Below are 15,297 nucleotides of genomic sequence, written 5' to 3' on the forward strand. Positions count from 1 at the left end.
ATGATCAAGCTGTCGGACATCCGCAAGCACGCCGCACGCCGGCCCGGGCACGTCGCCGTGGTCGACGGTGAGGTACGGCTGACCTGGGCCAGCCTCGCCGACAAGGTGGCCCGCGTGGCGAGCGCCATCGAGGAACGGCTGCCGGACATACGGCCCGCCCGTGCCGTGTTCGTCGCCGAGAACCGCTGGGAGCTGGTCGTCGCCATGGCGGCCGTCTCCTCGCTCGGCATCCCGTGCGTCGGCCTCGACTACACCGCCGGGCCCGAGGCCACCGCCGGCGCGCTGGAGCAGCTGCGGCCGACCGTGGTCATCAGCACCACCGCCCACCGCGCCGTACTCACCGAGGTCGGCTGGCCCGACGGGCGGGACGTGCTCGACATCCGGCTGGACAGCGACCCACCGAAGAACACGGCCGGCGTCTCCTTCACCGACCTGCTGCTGTCCGAGCCGCGCGAACCCCGGGCGGTGGAGCAGCCGTTCGAGGCGTTCTCCTTCACCTCCGGCACCAGCGGCATCCCCAAGCTGGTGATCCGCCGGGCCTCCTTCGAGGCGCGCCGGTTCGCCGACCTGGTGGACCAGTACTCCTTCGACGAGAACGACGTCCACCTGGTGACGGTCCCGCTGTACCACGCCTCGGGCCCCGGCTGGGCGCGGATCTTCCTGGCCCTCGGCGGCACGATCGTGCTCGGCCCGTACGACGACGAGGAAGCCCTGATCCGGCTCATCCAGAACGAGGGCGTCTCCACCACGCTCATGGTCCCGCCGGTCCTCAAGCGGGTCGTGGCCCACCCGGCCTCCGAGCATCTGCACAAGACCTCCCGGCTGCACTTCGTGCTCTCCGGCGGCCGGCATCTCAACCGCTGGGTCGTCAACAACACCTGGGACCGCCTCGGCCCGGTGCTGCACCTCTACTACGGCACCACCGAGACCGGCGTGAACGTCATGATCGGCCCCGAGGAGCTGCATGTGGCCCCCTGCCGCTCCGGGCGTCCGATGCCGGGCAACACCATCGCCGTACTGGACCCGGAGAACCGTCCGCTGCCCAAGGGCATGCGCGGCCGGGTCGCGATCGCCAGCTACCAGCTGATGGACGCCTACGCCACCGCCGAGCCGGAGTTCCTCACCCTCGACTACGGCGGCCGTACCCAGCGCTTCCTGCTCACCGGCGACAGCGGCTTCATCGACGAGGCGGGCCGGCTCGAACTCACCGGCCGCAACGACGGCGTCTCCAAGGCGGCCGAGGGCAAGCCGCTCGACGTCAACATCTTCGGCCTGGAGAACGACCTGATGGACCTGCCCTGTGTCCGCGAGACCGCCGTGCTGCGCACCAAGCTGCCCGAGACCGGCGAGGACGTGCTGATCGTGCCGTTCGCCGCGGTCTCCCCGGAGCGGCTGGAGAGCGGCCGGCGCGCGGTCACCGCCGCCTGCGCCCGCCGGGTGCCGTGCCTGCCGGCGTACGTCGTCCCGGTGGAGGCGATCCCGTACAGCCCGACCGGCAAGGTGCGCGCCGCGCGGCTGCTGGAGACGGTCCTGCCGCCGGTCCGCGCCGAGGCCGCGGCCCGCCGCGGCACCACCGACCTCATCCCCGCCTGACCCACCCCGTTCCGTCCCCCACTCGACAGGAAGAGTCATGAACGATCAGAAGAACTACGGCCGGGGCGTGCTGCTCTGCCTCCTCGCGACCGTGTCCTGGGGAGCGATGTTCCCCCTCATGGACGTGACCCTGAAGCACATCGACCCGTTCACCTTCACCTGCCTGCGGTACGCGATCGCCGGCGCGATGTTCCTGGTGTTCCTGCGGCTGCGCGAGGGCTCGGCCGGGCTGAAGCTGAAGGGCGAGCGGATCGGCCTCGCCTGGCTGTTCGGCACGGCGGGCTTCGCCGGATTCCAGTTCCTCGTGTTCTTCGGTCAGGACCTCATCGGTGCCCGGGGCGCCCTGAACGCCTCGATCATGATGGCGACCATGCCCATGATGGGCTTCCTGGTCAACTGGGTGCTGCGCAAGGTGGTTCCGCCCAAGGGCGCGCTGGCCTTCATCGCGATGTCGTTCGTCGGTGTCATCCTGGTGGTCTCCGACGGCAGCCTGTCCACGCTGCTCTCCCACCCGGGTGACCTCGGCCCCGACGCGCTGCTCCTCTTCGCCGCGCTGTGCTGGGTGATCTACACCTCCGGTGCGACGTACTTCCCGGGCTGGTCGCCGATCAAGTACACCGCGATCACCACGGTCCTGGGCCTGGCCAGCGCCACCGTCATCACGGCGGTCATCCTGGCCACGGGCGGCGTCCCGGTCCCGTCCGGCCACGCCGTGACGACGATCCTCCCCGAGCTCGCCTACATGAGCATCATCGCCGGGTTCGTGGGCGTCCTCGGCTGGAACTTCGGCAACCGCTACCTCGGCCCGCTCAACGGTGTCCTCTTCATGGACGTCGTCCCTGTCACCGCGTTCGTCATCTCGGCGCTGACCGGTGTGGTCCCGGCCGGCATGCAGGTGGCCGGCGCCTCGCTGACCGCGCTGGCGCTGATCTTCAACAACCTGTACCTGCGCCGGGTCGCCCAGCGCACGGCGGCGGCAGCGGCGGCGAAGGCCGCGGCCGTCAAGCCGGCGGTGACGGCGACGGTGACGGCGACGGACGGGAAGACCTCCCCGGTCGCGGCGAGCCGCTGATCGACCGTCAGGCCGACCGAAGGGCGGCTGCCCGGGGGTGCACCCCCCGCGGCAGCCGCTTTCGTGTCCCCTGCTCTTCAGGGATCGCCGATCGCGTCCTTGTACAGCTCGGCCGCACCGCTGCCCAGCACCACGCTGTACGACACGTCATCGGTCGAGCCGCCCTCCTCGTGGCCGCCGAGGATGCCGACGACCTGGTCGTCACCGTTGATCCAGGGGCTGCCGCTGGTGCCGCTGGTGAAGGCCGGGCAGTCGATGCGCTGCTGGGTGCGGCTGTGCGCGGCCGGTTTGTTGGTGCAGCTGATGGGCGTCTCGCGCGAGTCGGGGTAGCCGGTGACGGTCACGGCGGTGGCGCCGGTGGCGGTACCGGCGGTGAACCGGCTGGCTCCGACGACGTCCTCGATCCGCTTGCCGTCCAGGTCGTCGACGGTGACGAGGGCCAGGTCGCTGTCCTCGTCCTGGTCCTTGGCCCAGCCGTCGGGCAGGTAGCGCTTCCCGACCTTCCACACCCCGTGCGGCGCCTGTCCGTCCCGGTAGCCCGGCACGAACACCAGATCGCTGTCGGCGCCGTCCACGCAGTGCGCGGCGGTGACGAGGAGGTTGCCCCGCGGGCTGTGCACGACCGAGGCCGTGCAGAAGTGGCCGCCGGACAGGTCCTCGGCCCGGTCGGCACCGAACAGCGCGCCGACGCGTGCCGTCTGCCGGGTCGCGGCGGCATCGGCGGTGACCCCGAGGGGCCCCGGCCCGTCATCGGCGGCCGCTACGGACGCCGAGGTCAGGGCAAGCATCACCACGGCCCCGAGCAGCGCGGGACGCGAGGTGACCATGATGCGTGAGATGCGCTTCATCAGTCCTCACTGTCCCCCACGAACGTGAGATTCCTGCTGCGACTTAACTGAGATTTTCCTGTGAAACCTCCTGACGGGCGCGAGGCTCGCCAGCGGCGACTTCCCCGACCAGGCACGATTACATCGAGTCACGGACAGCACGACGGGCCCGCTGGGGGTCACGTTGCCCGGGCTCGCTCCGCTCAGACATGGACCGGCACATCACGGCCGGCTGACCGGCTTCAGCGCCCACTCCACCCCGGTCAGCTCCTCCGACAGGGTCCACAGGCGCCGGGCCGCCGCCGGGTCGCTGGCCGCCGCGCTGCGGCCGACCAGCGTGGGGGCGCCGCGCATCTCGCCGAGGCCGGCCGGGCCGACGTAGGACGCGCCGGGGAGGTCCTGGCTCGCGGCGTAGAGGGTGGGCAGGGCGCCGGCCTTGTCGCTCTGGGCGAACAGCCTGTTGCCGACCCCCATGGCAACCCTCATCAGAGGGTTCGCGTGGTGGCTCTGGAGGTTGGTCGCTGCCCAGCCGGGGTGGGCGGCCAGGGCCCGGACGGGGGAGCCGGCCTCGGTGAGGCGGCGCTGGAGTTCCAGGGTGAACAGGAGATTGGCCAGCTTGGACTGGGCGTAGGCGCGGGTCGGCGTGTAACGGTCGCGCAGGTTCACGTCCTCGAAGCTGATCACTCCGTCGCCGAAGCGGTGGGCGCCGGAGGACACGGTCACCACGCGGTCGGTCACATGCGGCAGCAGCAGGTTCGTCAGCGCGAAGTGACCCAGGTGGTTGGTGCCGAACTGCATCTCGAAGCCCTGCTTGGTGCGCTGCTCCGGCAGCATCATCACGCCCGCGTTGTTGATCAGCAGGTCCAGCGGGCGGTCCCAGCCGGCCGCGAACTCCCGTACCGAGTCCAGGTCGGCCAGGTCCAGGCGGCGCACCTCGGTGCTGCCGCTCACCTTCGCCGCGGCGGCGCCGCCCCGCGCCAGGTCCCGTACGGCGAACACCACATGCGCTCCGGCCCGGGCCAACGCCTCGGCGGCGACGAAACCGATGCCGCTGTTGGCGCCGGTGACGACGGCCGTACGGCCGGTCAGATCGGGGAGGTGCGTCGCGTTCCACTTATCGGTCATGCCCCCAAAGTAGGCATCGACAACAATGATGTCAATGACAACATCGGGTTACGATGGTCCGCATGCCGCGCATGTCCCCGTCACCGACGAACCGCCCCTATCACCACGGAGACCTGCGCGCCGCCCTCCTCAAGAGCGCCGAACGCACCCTGCGCGAGAAGGGGGTCGGCGCGCTCTCGCTGCGCGAGCTGGCCCGGGACGTCGGGGTGAGCCACGCGGCCCCCGGCCGGCACTTCAAGGACAAGCAGGCCCTCATAGACGCCCTCGCGCTGGACGGGTACGAGCGGCTGAACCAGGCCCTGGGCGCCGCCGCCGGACACCCCGGCCTCACCTTCGAGGGACGCATGGCGGCGCTCGCCCGCGCCTACCTCGGCTTCTCCGTCGAGAACCCGGAACTGCTGGAGCTGATGTTCGCGCGCAAGCACGCGCCCGACAGCTCCGCCCAGCTCGCCGCGGCCGTCGACGAGTCCCTCGGCTCCTTCACCCGGATGATCGCGGACGCCCAGGAGCGGGGCGAGATCATCGCCGGCGACCCCGAGCGGATCACCATGGTCGCCGCCGCGAGCCTGCACGGCCTCGCCTCCCTCATCGCCGCCTGCGCGCTCGACGCCGAGGACGCCCTGAGCGGCCTGGACGAGCACGTCCACCTGCTGCTCCACGGCCTCAAGCCCCGATGAGGCGCGGCTGAGCCACCGTCGGCCCGGCTGTGCGGGATCTGTGTCCAGGGTCAAGCCACGCCCAGCCCAGCGCCAGCACACTGCCATTGACCAGCAATCCCCCAACCGCCTTGAGTAACGCGGAAGTCAGAATTCCGAAAGCCTCTTGTTGTCGCGTACTCAACAAGGCGATGGTCGTCGCGGGCCGCCGCCCCCACCGGTCACCCACCGGTGGCCCCCCACACCCGCAGGCCCCTGTCCACCACTCACAGGAGGCTGTACCTTGCGTACGACCACCCCCAACTCCCCCCACATACACGGCAGATGGCGCCGGATCGGATCGGCCGCCGCGGCCACCGCCGCGCTCCTCGCCGCCGGCCTGACCACCGCGGCCCACGCCGAAGCCGCCACCACGCCCCACAAGGCCGGCGCCAGGACCATCGCCGCCCAGGTCGCCAAGGCCCATGTGCGCTACGAGAAGGCGTGCGGCGCCACCCCGAGGAAGGGCTACGCCGCCTGCAACGCCCTGCGCGTCACCGGCGGCACCACCGCCTTCATGGAGAAGCAGGCGGCCCTCAAGGGCATCGCGCCCAAGACGGTGAAGCCCGACGCCGCCTCCGACTCCCCGACCGGCTACGGCCCGAGCGACATCCAGTCGGCCTACGGCCTGACCGACGCCGCCTCCTCCAACGGCTCGGGCGAGACCGTCGCCATCGTCGACGCCTACGACGACCCGAACGCGGAGTCCGACCTCGCCGCCTACCGGTCGTACTACGGCCTCCCGGACTGCACCACCGACAACGGCTGCTTCACCAAGGTCGGTCAGACCGGCTCCACGACCTCCCTGCCCACCGCCGACAGCGGCTGGGCCGGTGAGATCTCCCTCGACCTCGACATGGTCAGCGCGACCTGCCCCAACTGCAACATCCTGCTGGTCGAGGCCAAGTCCGCGTCGGACGCCAACCTGGGCACCGCGGTGAACGAGGCCGTCAGGCTGGGCGCCAAGTTCGTCTCCAACAGCTACGGCGGCTCCGAGTCCTCCGCCGACACGACGTACGACACCTCGTACTACAAGCACCCGGGCGTCGCCATCACCGCCAGCGCGGGCGACGAGGGCTACGGCGCCGAGTACCCGGCCGCCTCCCGGTACGTCACCGCCGTCGGCGGCACCTCCCTGTCGGCCGACTCCAGCAGCCGCGGCTGGACCGAGTCCGTCTGGAACACCTCCAGCACCGAGGGCACCGGCTCCGGCTGCTCCGCCTACGACGCCAAGCCCAGCTGGCAGACCGACAGCGGCTGCGCCAAGCGCATGATCGCCGACGTGTCCGCCGTGGCCGACCCCGCCACCGGCGTCTCCGTCTACGACACCTACGGCTCCGACGGCACCGGCTGGAACACCTACGGCGGCACCAGCGCCAGCTCGCCCATCATCGCCTCGGTCTACGCCCTCGCCGGCACCCCGGGCAGCAGCGACTACCCGGCCCAGTACCCGTACCACGCGGCCGGCACCTCCGCCCTCAACGACGTGACCAGCGGCAGCAACGGCTCCTGCAGCACGGCGTACTTCTGCACCGCGGGGTCCGGCTACGACGGCCCGACCGGCTGGGGCACCCCGGAGGGCACGAGCGCCTTCGGCGCGAGCTGAGCACCACCGCCCGAACCACCCCGTCGGGTCACGGGGAGCCGCCAGTGTGAGGGGGACGTGGGGTCCCCTCGGCGGCATGGAAAGGAGGGCGGGCCACGGCAGCCGGCCGCGGCCCGTTCTCCCTGACCCGAACAAGACATTTGAATGACTTGTGAGTTGGGTCCGTCGGGCGGCATCGGCGCCGCCGTTCACGGGTCGTGACGGCCTTCACCGGCTGACCGCACCCACTGCTTCGCAGGCCACCGGCCCCGACGGCATCCGCCGCCGGGGCCGTGTCCTGTTCCCCTCCCCCACCCATGAGAACATCGTCTCGACGCCTCACCCGACCAGCCGTCAGAAACCGTGCCAGGTCATAGAGGAGGACAACGACCCAACCACACGACAGGTTCCGGTCGGACCTCGTTGCCCGGCGTGACCTGCCGTGATACACAGAGTGACCGCACGCGCTATTCGTACGAAACCCGCCAGCCAATGACGTCAAGTCGACATACGACCGCGAAGTTGTCGGCGACAATGAGACCTGCCTCCGCGCACCGCGGGGGCCACGCGGAACTACCCACCAGGGGCGGTGACTTACATGCTCTTTGCGGCCGACAAGGGAGACATCAACACCATCATCGGCGGGATCGCTCCGGACTGGGGCCCCTTCGGCAGCCTGGGCAACGAGGCGAAGGTGATGATCGAGGTGGTCATGGCCGTGGCCATCCTCCTGTGCCTCGGCATCGCGGTCTGGGGCGCGGCCAAGCAGCGCATCGGCGCGACCGCCCTCCGCGACACCTTCAGCGCCGAGCAGGGCAAGGGCCTCATCATCGCCGGCCTGACCGGGGTCTTCATCATCGGCTCCCTCGGCACCCTGTTCACGATCGTGTACGGCATGGCGGTCTGAGTCCCTGAAGGTTGCGTCTCCCTGATGTCGAGTCACCACACCGCGCCCGCGCGGCAAGCAGCACGGCTACCGTCGTACGCCTACGAGGGTGAGGGAGCGCGCACGCCATGACCTCCGGAGACGACCAGGGCTACGCCGACTACGGCGACACGGGCCACACCCGCACCCGCCTCCCCGAAACCGACCCCTACGGCGGCGCCCCCCGCCGAGGCCCCCACCGCTCCTCCTCCCGCTCCCTGATCACGGTGGTGGGCGTAGTGGTCCTCCTCATCGCAGCGATCGCTTTCGCCAACAGGGGGGACGGTTCGTCGGCCGACGGCTCGACCGCGAAGAACGACAAGCCGACAACGGCGCCCACGGACGCCAGCGGAACACGTCCCGTGGACACCAGGACCGCCGGCGTACCGACCGGATTCGCCCACACGGAGCAGGGTGCACAGTCGGCCGCCTCGAACTACGCCGTGGCGCTGGGCTCAACGGGCATGTTCAACAAGGACAGCCGCGACTCCCTCCTGCACCTCCTCTACACCTCCGAAGCGGCGGCGAGACTCCAGGGACAGATGGACCAGGCGTACTCGGCCGACTTCCTCGCCACGATGGGCCTCGACGCCTCGGGCAACCCGCCGAAGGGCAGTACGTTCGTCTCCCGGGTGGTCCCGGTCGGCACGACGATCCAGCACTACACGGAGAACGACGCCAAGGTGGCGGTCTGGTACGTGGGGCTCATCGGCATGGCCGGCAGCTCCTCGACCGACCCTGTCACCTCGTCCTGGAAGACCTGGACGTTCGACCTGCAGTGGTCCGGGGGCGACTGGAAGATCACCTCCGACGCCCAGAAGGACGGCCCCGCACCGGTACCCGGCGACGACAAGGCCGCCACCTCCGACGAGATCAGCAAGGCCATCGAAGAGTACGGAGGGTTCACGTATGCCCGGTAGCCCGCGACTTGCGCTCAAGCTCGCCGGAGTCGTGACAGCCGTACAGACCACGGCCGTACTGCTGGCCACACGTGCCTTCGCCGCGCCCTCACCCACCCCTTCGCCCTCACCGTCGAAGAAGTACAACTGCGACGTCATCTCCGGCGAGGCCAAGAAGTACTGCGAACGCGGCAACACCTCCGGCAGCTCAGGAGGTTCCAACCTCCCGGACGACTCCACCCTCGACCCCCTCTCCTCCCTCGCCAAAGGCTGTGCCGAAGCCGCGTCCTGGACCATCGGCAAGCTCAGCAAGGCCGTGAAGGAGACCGCCAACGTCGACTTCACCAATCCCAAGTTCCTGCAGCAGTACGCGATCGTCTTCGCCGCGTCGACGATCCTGACCCTGCTGCTGTGGCTGCTGGCCGTGGCCAAGCGCGCGGTGCGCGGTGTGCCGTTGACCACCGCCATCTCGGAAGCCGTCGGATTCCTGTGGCTGACGGTGCTCGCCTCCGCCTTCACCCCGCTGATCCTCTACACGGTCGTATCCGCGACCGACGGAGTGACCGACGTCCTCGCCAAGGCCACCGGCGACCAGGCCGACACGTTCTTCGGCACCTTCTCCGGCGCCCTCGGCAAGGGCACCGACATCGGCGGCGGCCCGATCATGCTGATCGTGGTCTCCCTGGTCAGCATCCTCGCCGCCGGCGTCCTGTGGCTGGAACTGGTCATCAGGGCCGCGCTCCTCTACGTCGGCGCCCTCCTCGGCACCGTCGTCTACGCCGGACTCGTCGACAAGAACCTGTGGGGGCATGTCCGGCGCTGGGCGGGAATCATGATCGCCGTCATCCTCGTCAAGCCCGTCATCGTCATCGTCCTCGGCCTCGCCGGCGCCCTGTCCTCCGGCAACGGCCCCGACGCCTTCTCCGCCGTCGTCTCCGGCCTCGCCATCATCCTGCTCGCCATCTTCGCCAGCGCCATGATCTACCGCTTTGTCCCCGGCTTCGGCGACGAGATCGCGAGCAGCCGCAACAACCGCATCATGCAGGGCGCCGAAAGCAAGGCCGCCGCCGTCATCAGCTCCCCCGCCACCCTCGTCGCCCAGGGCATCAAGACCCACAGCTCCCGCGCCGACAACAACGGAGCCGGCGCGGGACAGGCCGGCAGCAGCACCCCGCGCCCGGCCAACCCCGCCACCGGCGGTGTCGCCGCCCACAGCAGCCGCCCCACCGCGGGCGGCGGCGGAACCGTCCCCTCCGCCACGCCCGCGCCCCGCGCGCCCAGCCCCGCCAACACTCCGCACGCGAGCAACACCCGCAACATCAACCGCCCGGGAGGTGAAGGGCGTTGACGACCGAGTCCCACCTGTCCCATCCGGTCACGCCCCGTCGTACATATCTCATCGGCCGCGCCCGGCCGAACGCGATCATCGGCCGCAACCGCGAGTCCGGCGAGATCGCGCTGATCATCGCGGGCGCGTTCCTCGGCATGATGTGCGGCCTCCTCGTCCCGGTCCTGTCCCTGCGGATCGTGCTGCTGATGGGCTTCCCGCTGCTCGCGCTCGCCGCGGTCTACGTGCCGTACAAGCGCCGCACCTTCTACAAGTGGTTCGAGATCAACCGCAGCTACAAGCGGACCGTCAAGAGCGGCGCCCACTACCGCTCGGCCGCCATGGAAGCCGGTACGCGCCTCGACGGACGCGAGGTCGAGATCGGCCCGCCCCCGGGCATCGGCCGCATCACCTGGCTCGCCGCCCCCTTCGGGCCCGACGAGATCGCCGTACTCCTGCACGCCGACCGCAAGACCGTCACCGCCGCCATCGAGATCGAGGGCCCCGGCGTCGGCCTGCGCGACTCCGAGGACCAGGAGGCCCTGGTCGACCGCTTCGGCACGCTGCTCAAGCACGTCGCCAACGGCGACGGGTTCGTCACCCGGCTGCAGATGCTCGCCCGCACCCTGCCCGCCGACCCCGACGCCCACGCCAAGGACGTCGCCCAACGCGGTGACCCACGCTCCCCCGGCTGGCTCCAGCAGTCGTACGACCAGCTGCAGTCCATGGTGTCCACCAGCAGCGAGCAGCACCGCGCCTACCTCGTCGCCTGCATGCACTACAACCGCGAACTGGCCGCCGAGGCGCACGCCATGGCCCGTGCCGTCCGCGCCCGCGGCGGCAAGGTCGACCGCGACTCGGGCCTCGCGGTGGTCATGGCCCGCGAGCTGACCGACATCTGCTCCCGGCTCCAGGAGGCCGACATCCGGGTCCGCCAGCCACTGGGCCAGGGCCGGCTCGCCTCCCTCATCCACTCCATGTACGACCCCGACCACCCCATCGACCACATCCAGGCGATGACCAAGCGCAACGCCTGGCCGGCCGAGCTCGACGCCATGGAGCCGACCTACCTCCAGGCGAAGACGAGGGAGTCCGCCACCCGCGCGCCCTGGTGCCACGCCACCGCCTGGGTGAAGGAGTGGCCGATGACCCCGGTCGGGGTCAACTTCCTCGCGCCCCTCCTCGTCCACACCCCGGACGTCATCCGAACGGTCGCGGTGACGATGGATCTCGAACCCACCGAGGTAGCCATCGAACGCATGCTGACCGAGAAGACCAACGACGAGGCCGAGGCCTCCCGCGCCGCCAAGATGAACCGCACCGTCGACCCCCGGGACGTCGCCGCGCACAACCGCCTCGACCAGCGCGGCGAAGACCTCGCGAGCGGCGCCGCCGGCGTCAACCTCGTCGGCTACATCACCGTCTCCGCCCGCACCCCGGAGGCCCTCAACCGCGACAAGCGGACGATAAGGGCCTCCGCCGGCAAGTCGTACCTCAAGCTGGAGTGGTGCGACAGAGAGCACCACCGCGCCTTCGTGAACACACTTCCCTTCGCCACCGGCATCCGAAGGTAGGGGCTGATTCACCGATGCGGGATCCGCTGTCCGTCCTCACCGACGCCTTCACCTCCTTCCTCTTCGGGAAGGTCGAGACGACCCGGCTGCCGGTGCGCACCTCCACGGGCCAGGCCCAGGCGGTCTATCTGCCCACGGCCGCGCCCGGCCTCGGCGACTCCGGCGTCATCATCGGCCGCGAGGTGTACTCCGGAAAGGGCTACATCTACGACCCCTTCCAGCTCTACGGCCAGCAGCTCCCGGCCCCGCACTGGCTGGTCCTCGGCGAGTCCGGCAACGGCAAGTCGGCCCTGGAGAAGACCTACGTCCTGCGCCAGCTGCGCTTCAAGGACCGCCAGGTCGTCGTCCTGGACGCCCAGGGCGAGGACGGGGTGGGCGAGTGGAACCTCATCGCGGAGGAGCTGGGGATAACTCCCATCCGGCTGGACCCCATGGCGGCCCTCGACCACGGGATCCGGCTCAACCCGCTCGACCCGGCGATCACCACCACCGGCCAGCTCGCCCTGCTCCGGACGATCATCGAGGTCGCCATGGGCCACGGCCTGGACGAACGCTCCGGCTTCGCCCTCAAGGTCGCCCACTCCTTCGTCAACGAGACGATCGTCGACCGCCAGCCGGTCCTCTCCGACATCGTCGAGCAGCTACGGCACCCCGAGCCGGAGTCGGCCGAGGCGATGAACGTCGCCATAGACGACGTACGGGCCTGGGGCCTGGACGTCGCCCTGGTGCTGGACCGCCTGGTCGACGGTGACCTGCGCGGCATGTTCGACGGACCGACGACCGTGGGGATCGATCTGGACGCTCCGCTGATCGTCTTCGACCTCTCCCACATCGACCGCAACTCCATCGCCATGCCCATCCTCATGGCGATCGTCGGCGTGTGGCTGGAGCACACCTGGATCCGCCCCGACCGCAAGAAGCGCATCTTCCTGGTCGAGGAGGCCTGGCACATCATCAACAGCCCGTTCGTGGCCCAGCTGTTCCAGCGCCTGCTGAAGTTCGGCCGCCGGCTGGGTCTGTCGTTCGTGGCGGTGGTGCACCACCTGTCCGACGTCGTGGACGGCGCCGCGGCCAAGGAGGCGGCGGCGATCCTGAAGATGGCCTCCACCAGGACCATCTACGCCCAGAAGGCCGACGAGGCCCGGGCCACCGGCCGGGTGCTGGGTTTGCCGAGGTGGGCCGTGGAAATCATCCCCACACTGACGCCCGGCATCGCCGTATGGGACGTCAACGGCAATGTCCAGGTGGTCAAACACCTGGTCACGGAGACGGAACGCCCGCTGGTCTTCACCGACCGCGCGATGACCGAGTCCTCCAGCGACCTCACGGCCGACGACGCCCTGCGCGCCGCCGAACTGGAGGCCGAACAGCGGGCTGCGGCCTTCGTGGAACAGCATCTGGGCGACTCCGAGTCGACGGTGGCGTAGGGGCGCGAAGGACAGGGAGGAACGGGTGAGACCGGACACTCGTGATCGCCGCGAGGACCACCGGGAGAGCCAGGGCGGCATCCCCGACGGCCTGCTGATCGGCATACTCGCGTTTCTCCTCGGCATGACCCTGCTGGTGTGGACGGCCACGGGTCTCGCCGCCCTGTTCGCCAAGGGCGCCTGGCCCCATGGCGTCACCTTCACCCGCACCCCCCTCGCCATGCGCCACCTCATCGGCGAACCCCATGACATCACCGGCGCCTGGCCCGACACCCCCGCCTCCCAGCTCTCCGGCTGGGGCCTGTTCTGGGGCCTGTTCATCGGCCAGCTGATGATCCTGTTCGTCCTCACGGTGTTCGTGATGGGAGCGGTGGCCCGATGGCGGGCGGGAAGGGCACGGGCGCGGGCCGCGCGGCTCCGGAAGGCGGTGCCGGCCACGCCACAGCAGCGGCACGAGGTCCCCGTAGCGCGTACGGAGCCGGAGCCAGTGCCGGTGGAGGCGGCCCCGGCCCCGCGGCCCACGGCGATCGCGCCGGAACCGGCACCCCAGGAGCCCTTGGCCCACCTCCAGGCCGACGATGAACGAGCGGGCGGGCGGGAAAGGGTTCTCGTGGCCCCCAGGGAAGGCCGCCGGGCAAGTGCGAGCCGGGCGATCCGCGACGCGGAAGGCCCCGCCCTCGTCGTCACATCTGACCCGGGGCTCTGGACCGAGACCAAGGACGCAAGAGCGAAACTCGGCCCCACCCTTCTCTACGACCCCACCCACCTCTGCGACACCCCGGCCCGCCTGCACTGGTCCCCCACCACGGGCTGCGAGGACAGAGAAACCGCCCTGAACAGAGCCAGAGCCCTGCTCAGCCCCGTCCAGCCCACGGCGAGGATCGACCAGGCCGTGGTCGACACGGCGACCACACTCCTGCGCAGCTATCTCCACGCCGCCGCGCTGGAGAACCGCACCATCCGCCACGTCCACCGCTGGTCGCAGGGCATCCAGGTCCAGGACGCCGTACGCACCCTCCGTACCCACCCCAAGGCCGCCCCCGGCGCCGCCGGCGAACTCGAAGCCACGCTCACCGCGCACCCCGAGCGCCGCGACATCGCCCAGGAGCTGACCAGCCGTGCCCTCTCGGCCCTGTCCACGGTGAACATCCGTGAGGCCTGCACCCCGAACCGAACAGACGCCCTCTCACTGGATTCCTTCGTCCACGAAGGGGGCACGCTTTATGTGGTCGGTGAATCCATCGAGGACCCCAGGAGCAACCCCGGCGCGATGCCGCTCCTGACGGCCCTCGTCTCCAGCGTGGTCGAGCGCGGCCGGCGCATGGCCGAACGGTCATCCTCCGGTCGGCTCGACCCACCACTCACCCTGGTCCTGGACGACATCGCGGCCGTGGCCCCCATCCCCCAGCTCCCCGACCTGCTCGCCACCGGCTCCGACCAGGGCCTGCGCACCCTCGCCCTGCTCCGCTCCCGTGAACAGGCCCGCTCCCGCTGGCCGCACCAGGAGCTGCCGGCCTAGGACGGTCACTGGAGCACGAACTCCACCTCGTTCTGCCTCGCGTCCCGCACGAACGGCACGATCACCCCGCTCGGCACGAACCCCGCCTTGCGGTAGGCGCCCTGGGCCCGTTCGTTGTCCTCGTGCACGAGCAGCCGCACCCGCTCCGCGCCCCGCTGCCGCGCCCACTCCACACCGGCGTCGAGCAGGGCCTTGATCAGCCCGTTCCCGCGGTGCTCGGGCCGGACGTACACCCCGACGACATGCCCCTGCCGGCACTCGACGGCCAATCCGGCCCAGTCCTTGGTCCCGGCCTCCTCGATGAGCACGGTGACCGAGCCGGCCCAGGTCCCGTCGGGCGTCTCGGCGATGAACTGCCGGGCCGCCGTGGACCCCTCGCCGGATCCGACCGCGCGGTCCTGCCAGAACGCGTCCGCGCGTGCCTCGGCCTCCTCGTACGTCTCCAGGAAGGCGAGGCCCGCGATCGGGTCCAGCAGCGCGTCCAGCCGCAGTTGCTTCACTCGGGGCCAGTCGTCGGGTCGTATGGAGCGGATGAGGTATTCACCGCTGGTCGAGGTGCTCATGTGGGCCACCGTAGTGCCGGCCGTCGTCAGAGGCATCCCATATTGGGCAACAACATCAAGCCGCCTTCTGGAAACGCAGAAAGGCCCACGCCTGGTGGCGTGGGCCTTTCTCAAGAATTGTTCGGCGGCGTCCTACTCTCCCACAGGGTCCCCCCTGCAGTACCAT

At 70.3% G+C, this 15,297-nt stretch carries 13 protein-coding genes; 10 read left to right on the top strand and 3 right to left on the bottom strand.

The genetic code is table 11. From position 1 onward, the window contains the following. Together ACZ418_RS14900 and ACZ418_RS14905 are read left to right on the top strand one after the other, a co-directional pair. Positions 1–1,593, top strand: a complete 1,593-nt coding sequence (locus ACZ418_RS14900) for a class I adenylate-forming enzyme family protein (protein ID WP_468362283.1) — start codon at positions 1–3, stop codon at positions 1,591–1,593. Between the two features lie 37 nt (positions 1,594–1,630). Next, positions 1,631–2,665 (top strand): DMT family transporter, encoded by a 1,035-nt coding sequence (locus tag ACZ418_RS14905; RefSeq protein WP_468362285.1) that lies wholly within the window; start codon positions 1,631–1,633, stop codon positions 2,663–2,665. 77 nt (positions 2,666–2,742) lie between these two features. Here the strand turns inward: ACZ418_RS14905 and ACZ418_RS14910 are convergent, their stop codons facing one another. Both ACZ418_RS14910 and ACZ418_RS14915 read right to left on the bottom strand, forming a co-directional pair. Then, on the bottom strand, positions 2,743–3,513 hold the full coding sequence (locus ACZ418_RS14910) for a trypsin-like serine peptidase (protein WP_468362287.1): 771 nt from the start codon (positions 3,511–3,513) through the stop codon (positions 2,743–2,745). A 201-nt stretch (positions 3,514–3,714) separates the two neighbouring features. After that, positions 3,715–4,617, bottom strand: a complete 903-nt coding sequence (locus tag ACZ418_RS14915) for an oxidoreductase (RefSeq protein ID WP_468362289.1) — start codon at positions 4,615–4,617, stop codon at positions 3,715–3,717. Positions 4,618–4,670: 53 nt separating this feature from the next. Here ACZ418_RS14915 and ACZ418_RS14920 point away from each other — a divergent pair, with 53 nt between their 5' ends. From ACZ418_RS14920 to ACZ418_RS14955, 8 genes are all read left to right on the top strand, one after another. Next, a complete protein-coding gene (locus ACZ418_RS14920) occupies positions 4,671–5,294 on the top strand; it encodes a TetR/AcrR family transcriptional regulator (RefSeq protein ID WP_468362291.1) in 624 nt (207 codons plus the stop codon). Positions 5,295–5,556: 262 nt separating this feature from the next. Beyond that, a complete protein-coding gene (locus tag ACZ418_RS14925; protein WP_468362293.1) occupies positions 5,557–6,918 on the top strand; it encodes a S53 family peptidase in 1,362 nt (453 codons plus the stop codon). A 577-nt stretch (positions 6,919–7,495) separates the two neighbouring features. After that, positions 7,496–7,804, top strand: coding sequence for a hypothetical protein (locus ACZ418_RS14930; protein WP_014673544.1), 309 nt, complete (start codon positions 7,496–7,498; stop codon positions 7,802–7,804). A 107-nt stretch (positions 7,805–7,911) separates the two neighbouring features. After that, complete coding sequence (locus ACZ418_RS14935; RefSeq protein ID WP_468362295.1) at positions 7,912–8,742, top strand: DUF8175 domain-containg protein; 831 nt, start codon at positions 7,912–7,914, stop codon at positions 8,740–8,742. Then, a complete protein-coding gene (locus tag ACZ418_RS14940) occupies positions 8,732–10,069 on the top strand; it encodes a hypothetical protein (protein WP_468362297.1) in 1,338 nt (445 codons plus the stop codon). The genes ACZ418_RS14935 and ACZ418_RS14940 overlap by 11 nt, the downstream gene beginning before the upstream one ends. Continuing rightward, entirely contained in the window at positions 10,066–11,622 is a 1,557-nt protein-coding gene (locus ACZ418_RS14945; protein ID WP_468362299.1) for an SCO6880 family protein, read from the top strand. The genes ACZ418_RS14940 and ACZ418_RS14945 overlap by 4 nt, the downstream gene beginning before the upstream one ends. Before the next feature lie 14 nt (positions 11,623–11,636). After that, positions 11,637–13,049, top strand: a complete 1,413-nt coding sequence (locus ACZ418_RS14950) for an ATP-binding protein (RefSeq protein ID WP_468362301.1) — start codon at positions 11,637–11,639, stop codon at positions 13,047–13,049. A gap of 25 nt (positions 13,050–13,074) precedes the next feature. Then, positions 13,075–14,568, top strand: a complete 1,494-nt coding sequence (locus tag ACZ418_RS14955) for a type IV secretory system conjugative DNA transfer family protein (protein WP_468362303.1) — start codon at positions 13,075–13,077, stop codon at positions 14,566–14,568. Positions 14,569–14,573: 5 nt separating this feature from the next. Here the strand turns inward: ACZ418_RS14955 and ACZ418_RS14960 are convergent, their stop codons facing one another. Continuing rightward, the gene (locus tag ACZ418_RS14960; RefSeq protein ID WP_468362305.1) at positions 14,574–15,131 is read right to left on the bottom strand and encodes a GNAT family N-acetyltransferase; all 558 of its coding nucleotides are present in this window, start codon (positions 15,129–15,131) and stop codon (positions 14,574–14,576) included. Positions 15,132–15,297: the final 166 nt, after the last annotated feature.

Source organism: Streptomyces sp. NPDC030820, from assembly GCF_055572075.1.

Coding starts and splice junctions, on each gene's coding strand:
- ACZ418_RS14900 (WP_468362283.1), top strand. CDS start 1: ATGATCAAGCTGTCGGACATCCGCAAGCACGCCGCACGCCGGCCCGGG.
- ACZ418_RS14905 (WP_468362285.1), top strand. CDS start 1,631: ATGAACGATCAGAAGAACTACGGCCGGGGCGTGCTGCTCTGCCTCCTC.
- ACZ418_RS14910 (WP_468362287.1), bottom strand. CDS start 3,513: ATGAAGCGCATCTCACGCATCATGGTCACCTCGCGTCCCGCGCTGCTC.
- ACZ418_RS14915 (WP_468362289.1), bottom strand. CDS start 4,617: ATGACCGATAAGTGGAACGCGACGCACCTCCCCGATCTGACCGGCCGT.
- ACZ418_RS14920 (WP_468362291.1), top strand. CDS start 4,671: ATGGTCCGCATGCCGCGCATGTCCCCGTCACCGACGAACCGCCCCTAT.
- ACZ418_RS14930 (WP_014673544.1), top strand. CDS start 7,496: ATGCTCTTTGCGGCCGACAAGGGAGACATCAACACCATCATCGGCGGG.
- ACZ418_RS14935 (WP_468362295.1), top strand. CDS start 7,912: ATGACCTCCGGAGACGACCAGGGCTACGCCGACTACGGCGACACGGGC.
- ACZ418_RS14940 (WP_468362297.1), top strand. CDS start 8,732: ATGCCCGGTAGCCCGCGACTTGCGCTCAAGCTCGCCGGAGTCGTGACA.
- ACZ418_RS14950 (WP_468362301.1), top strand. CDS start 11,637: ATGCGGGATCCGCTGTCCGTCCTCACCGACGCCTTCACCTCCTTCCTC.
- ACZ418_RS14960 (WP_468362305.1), bottom strand. CDS start 15,131: ATGAGCACCTCGACCAGCGGTGAATACCTCATCCGCTCCATACGACCC.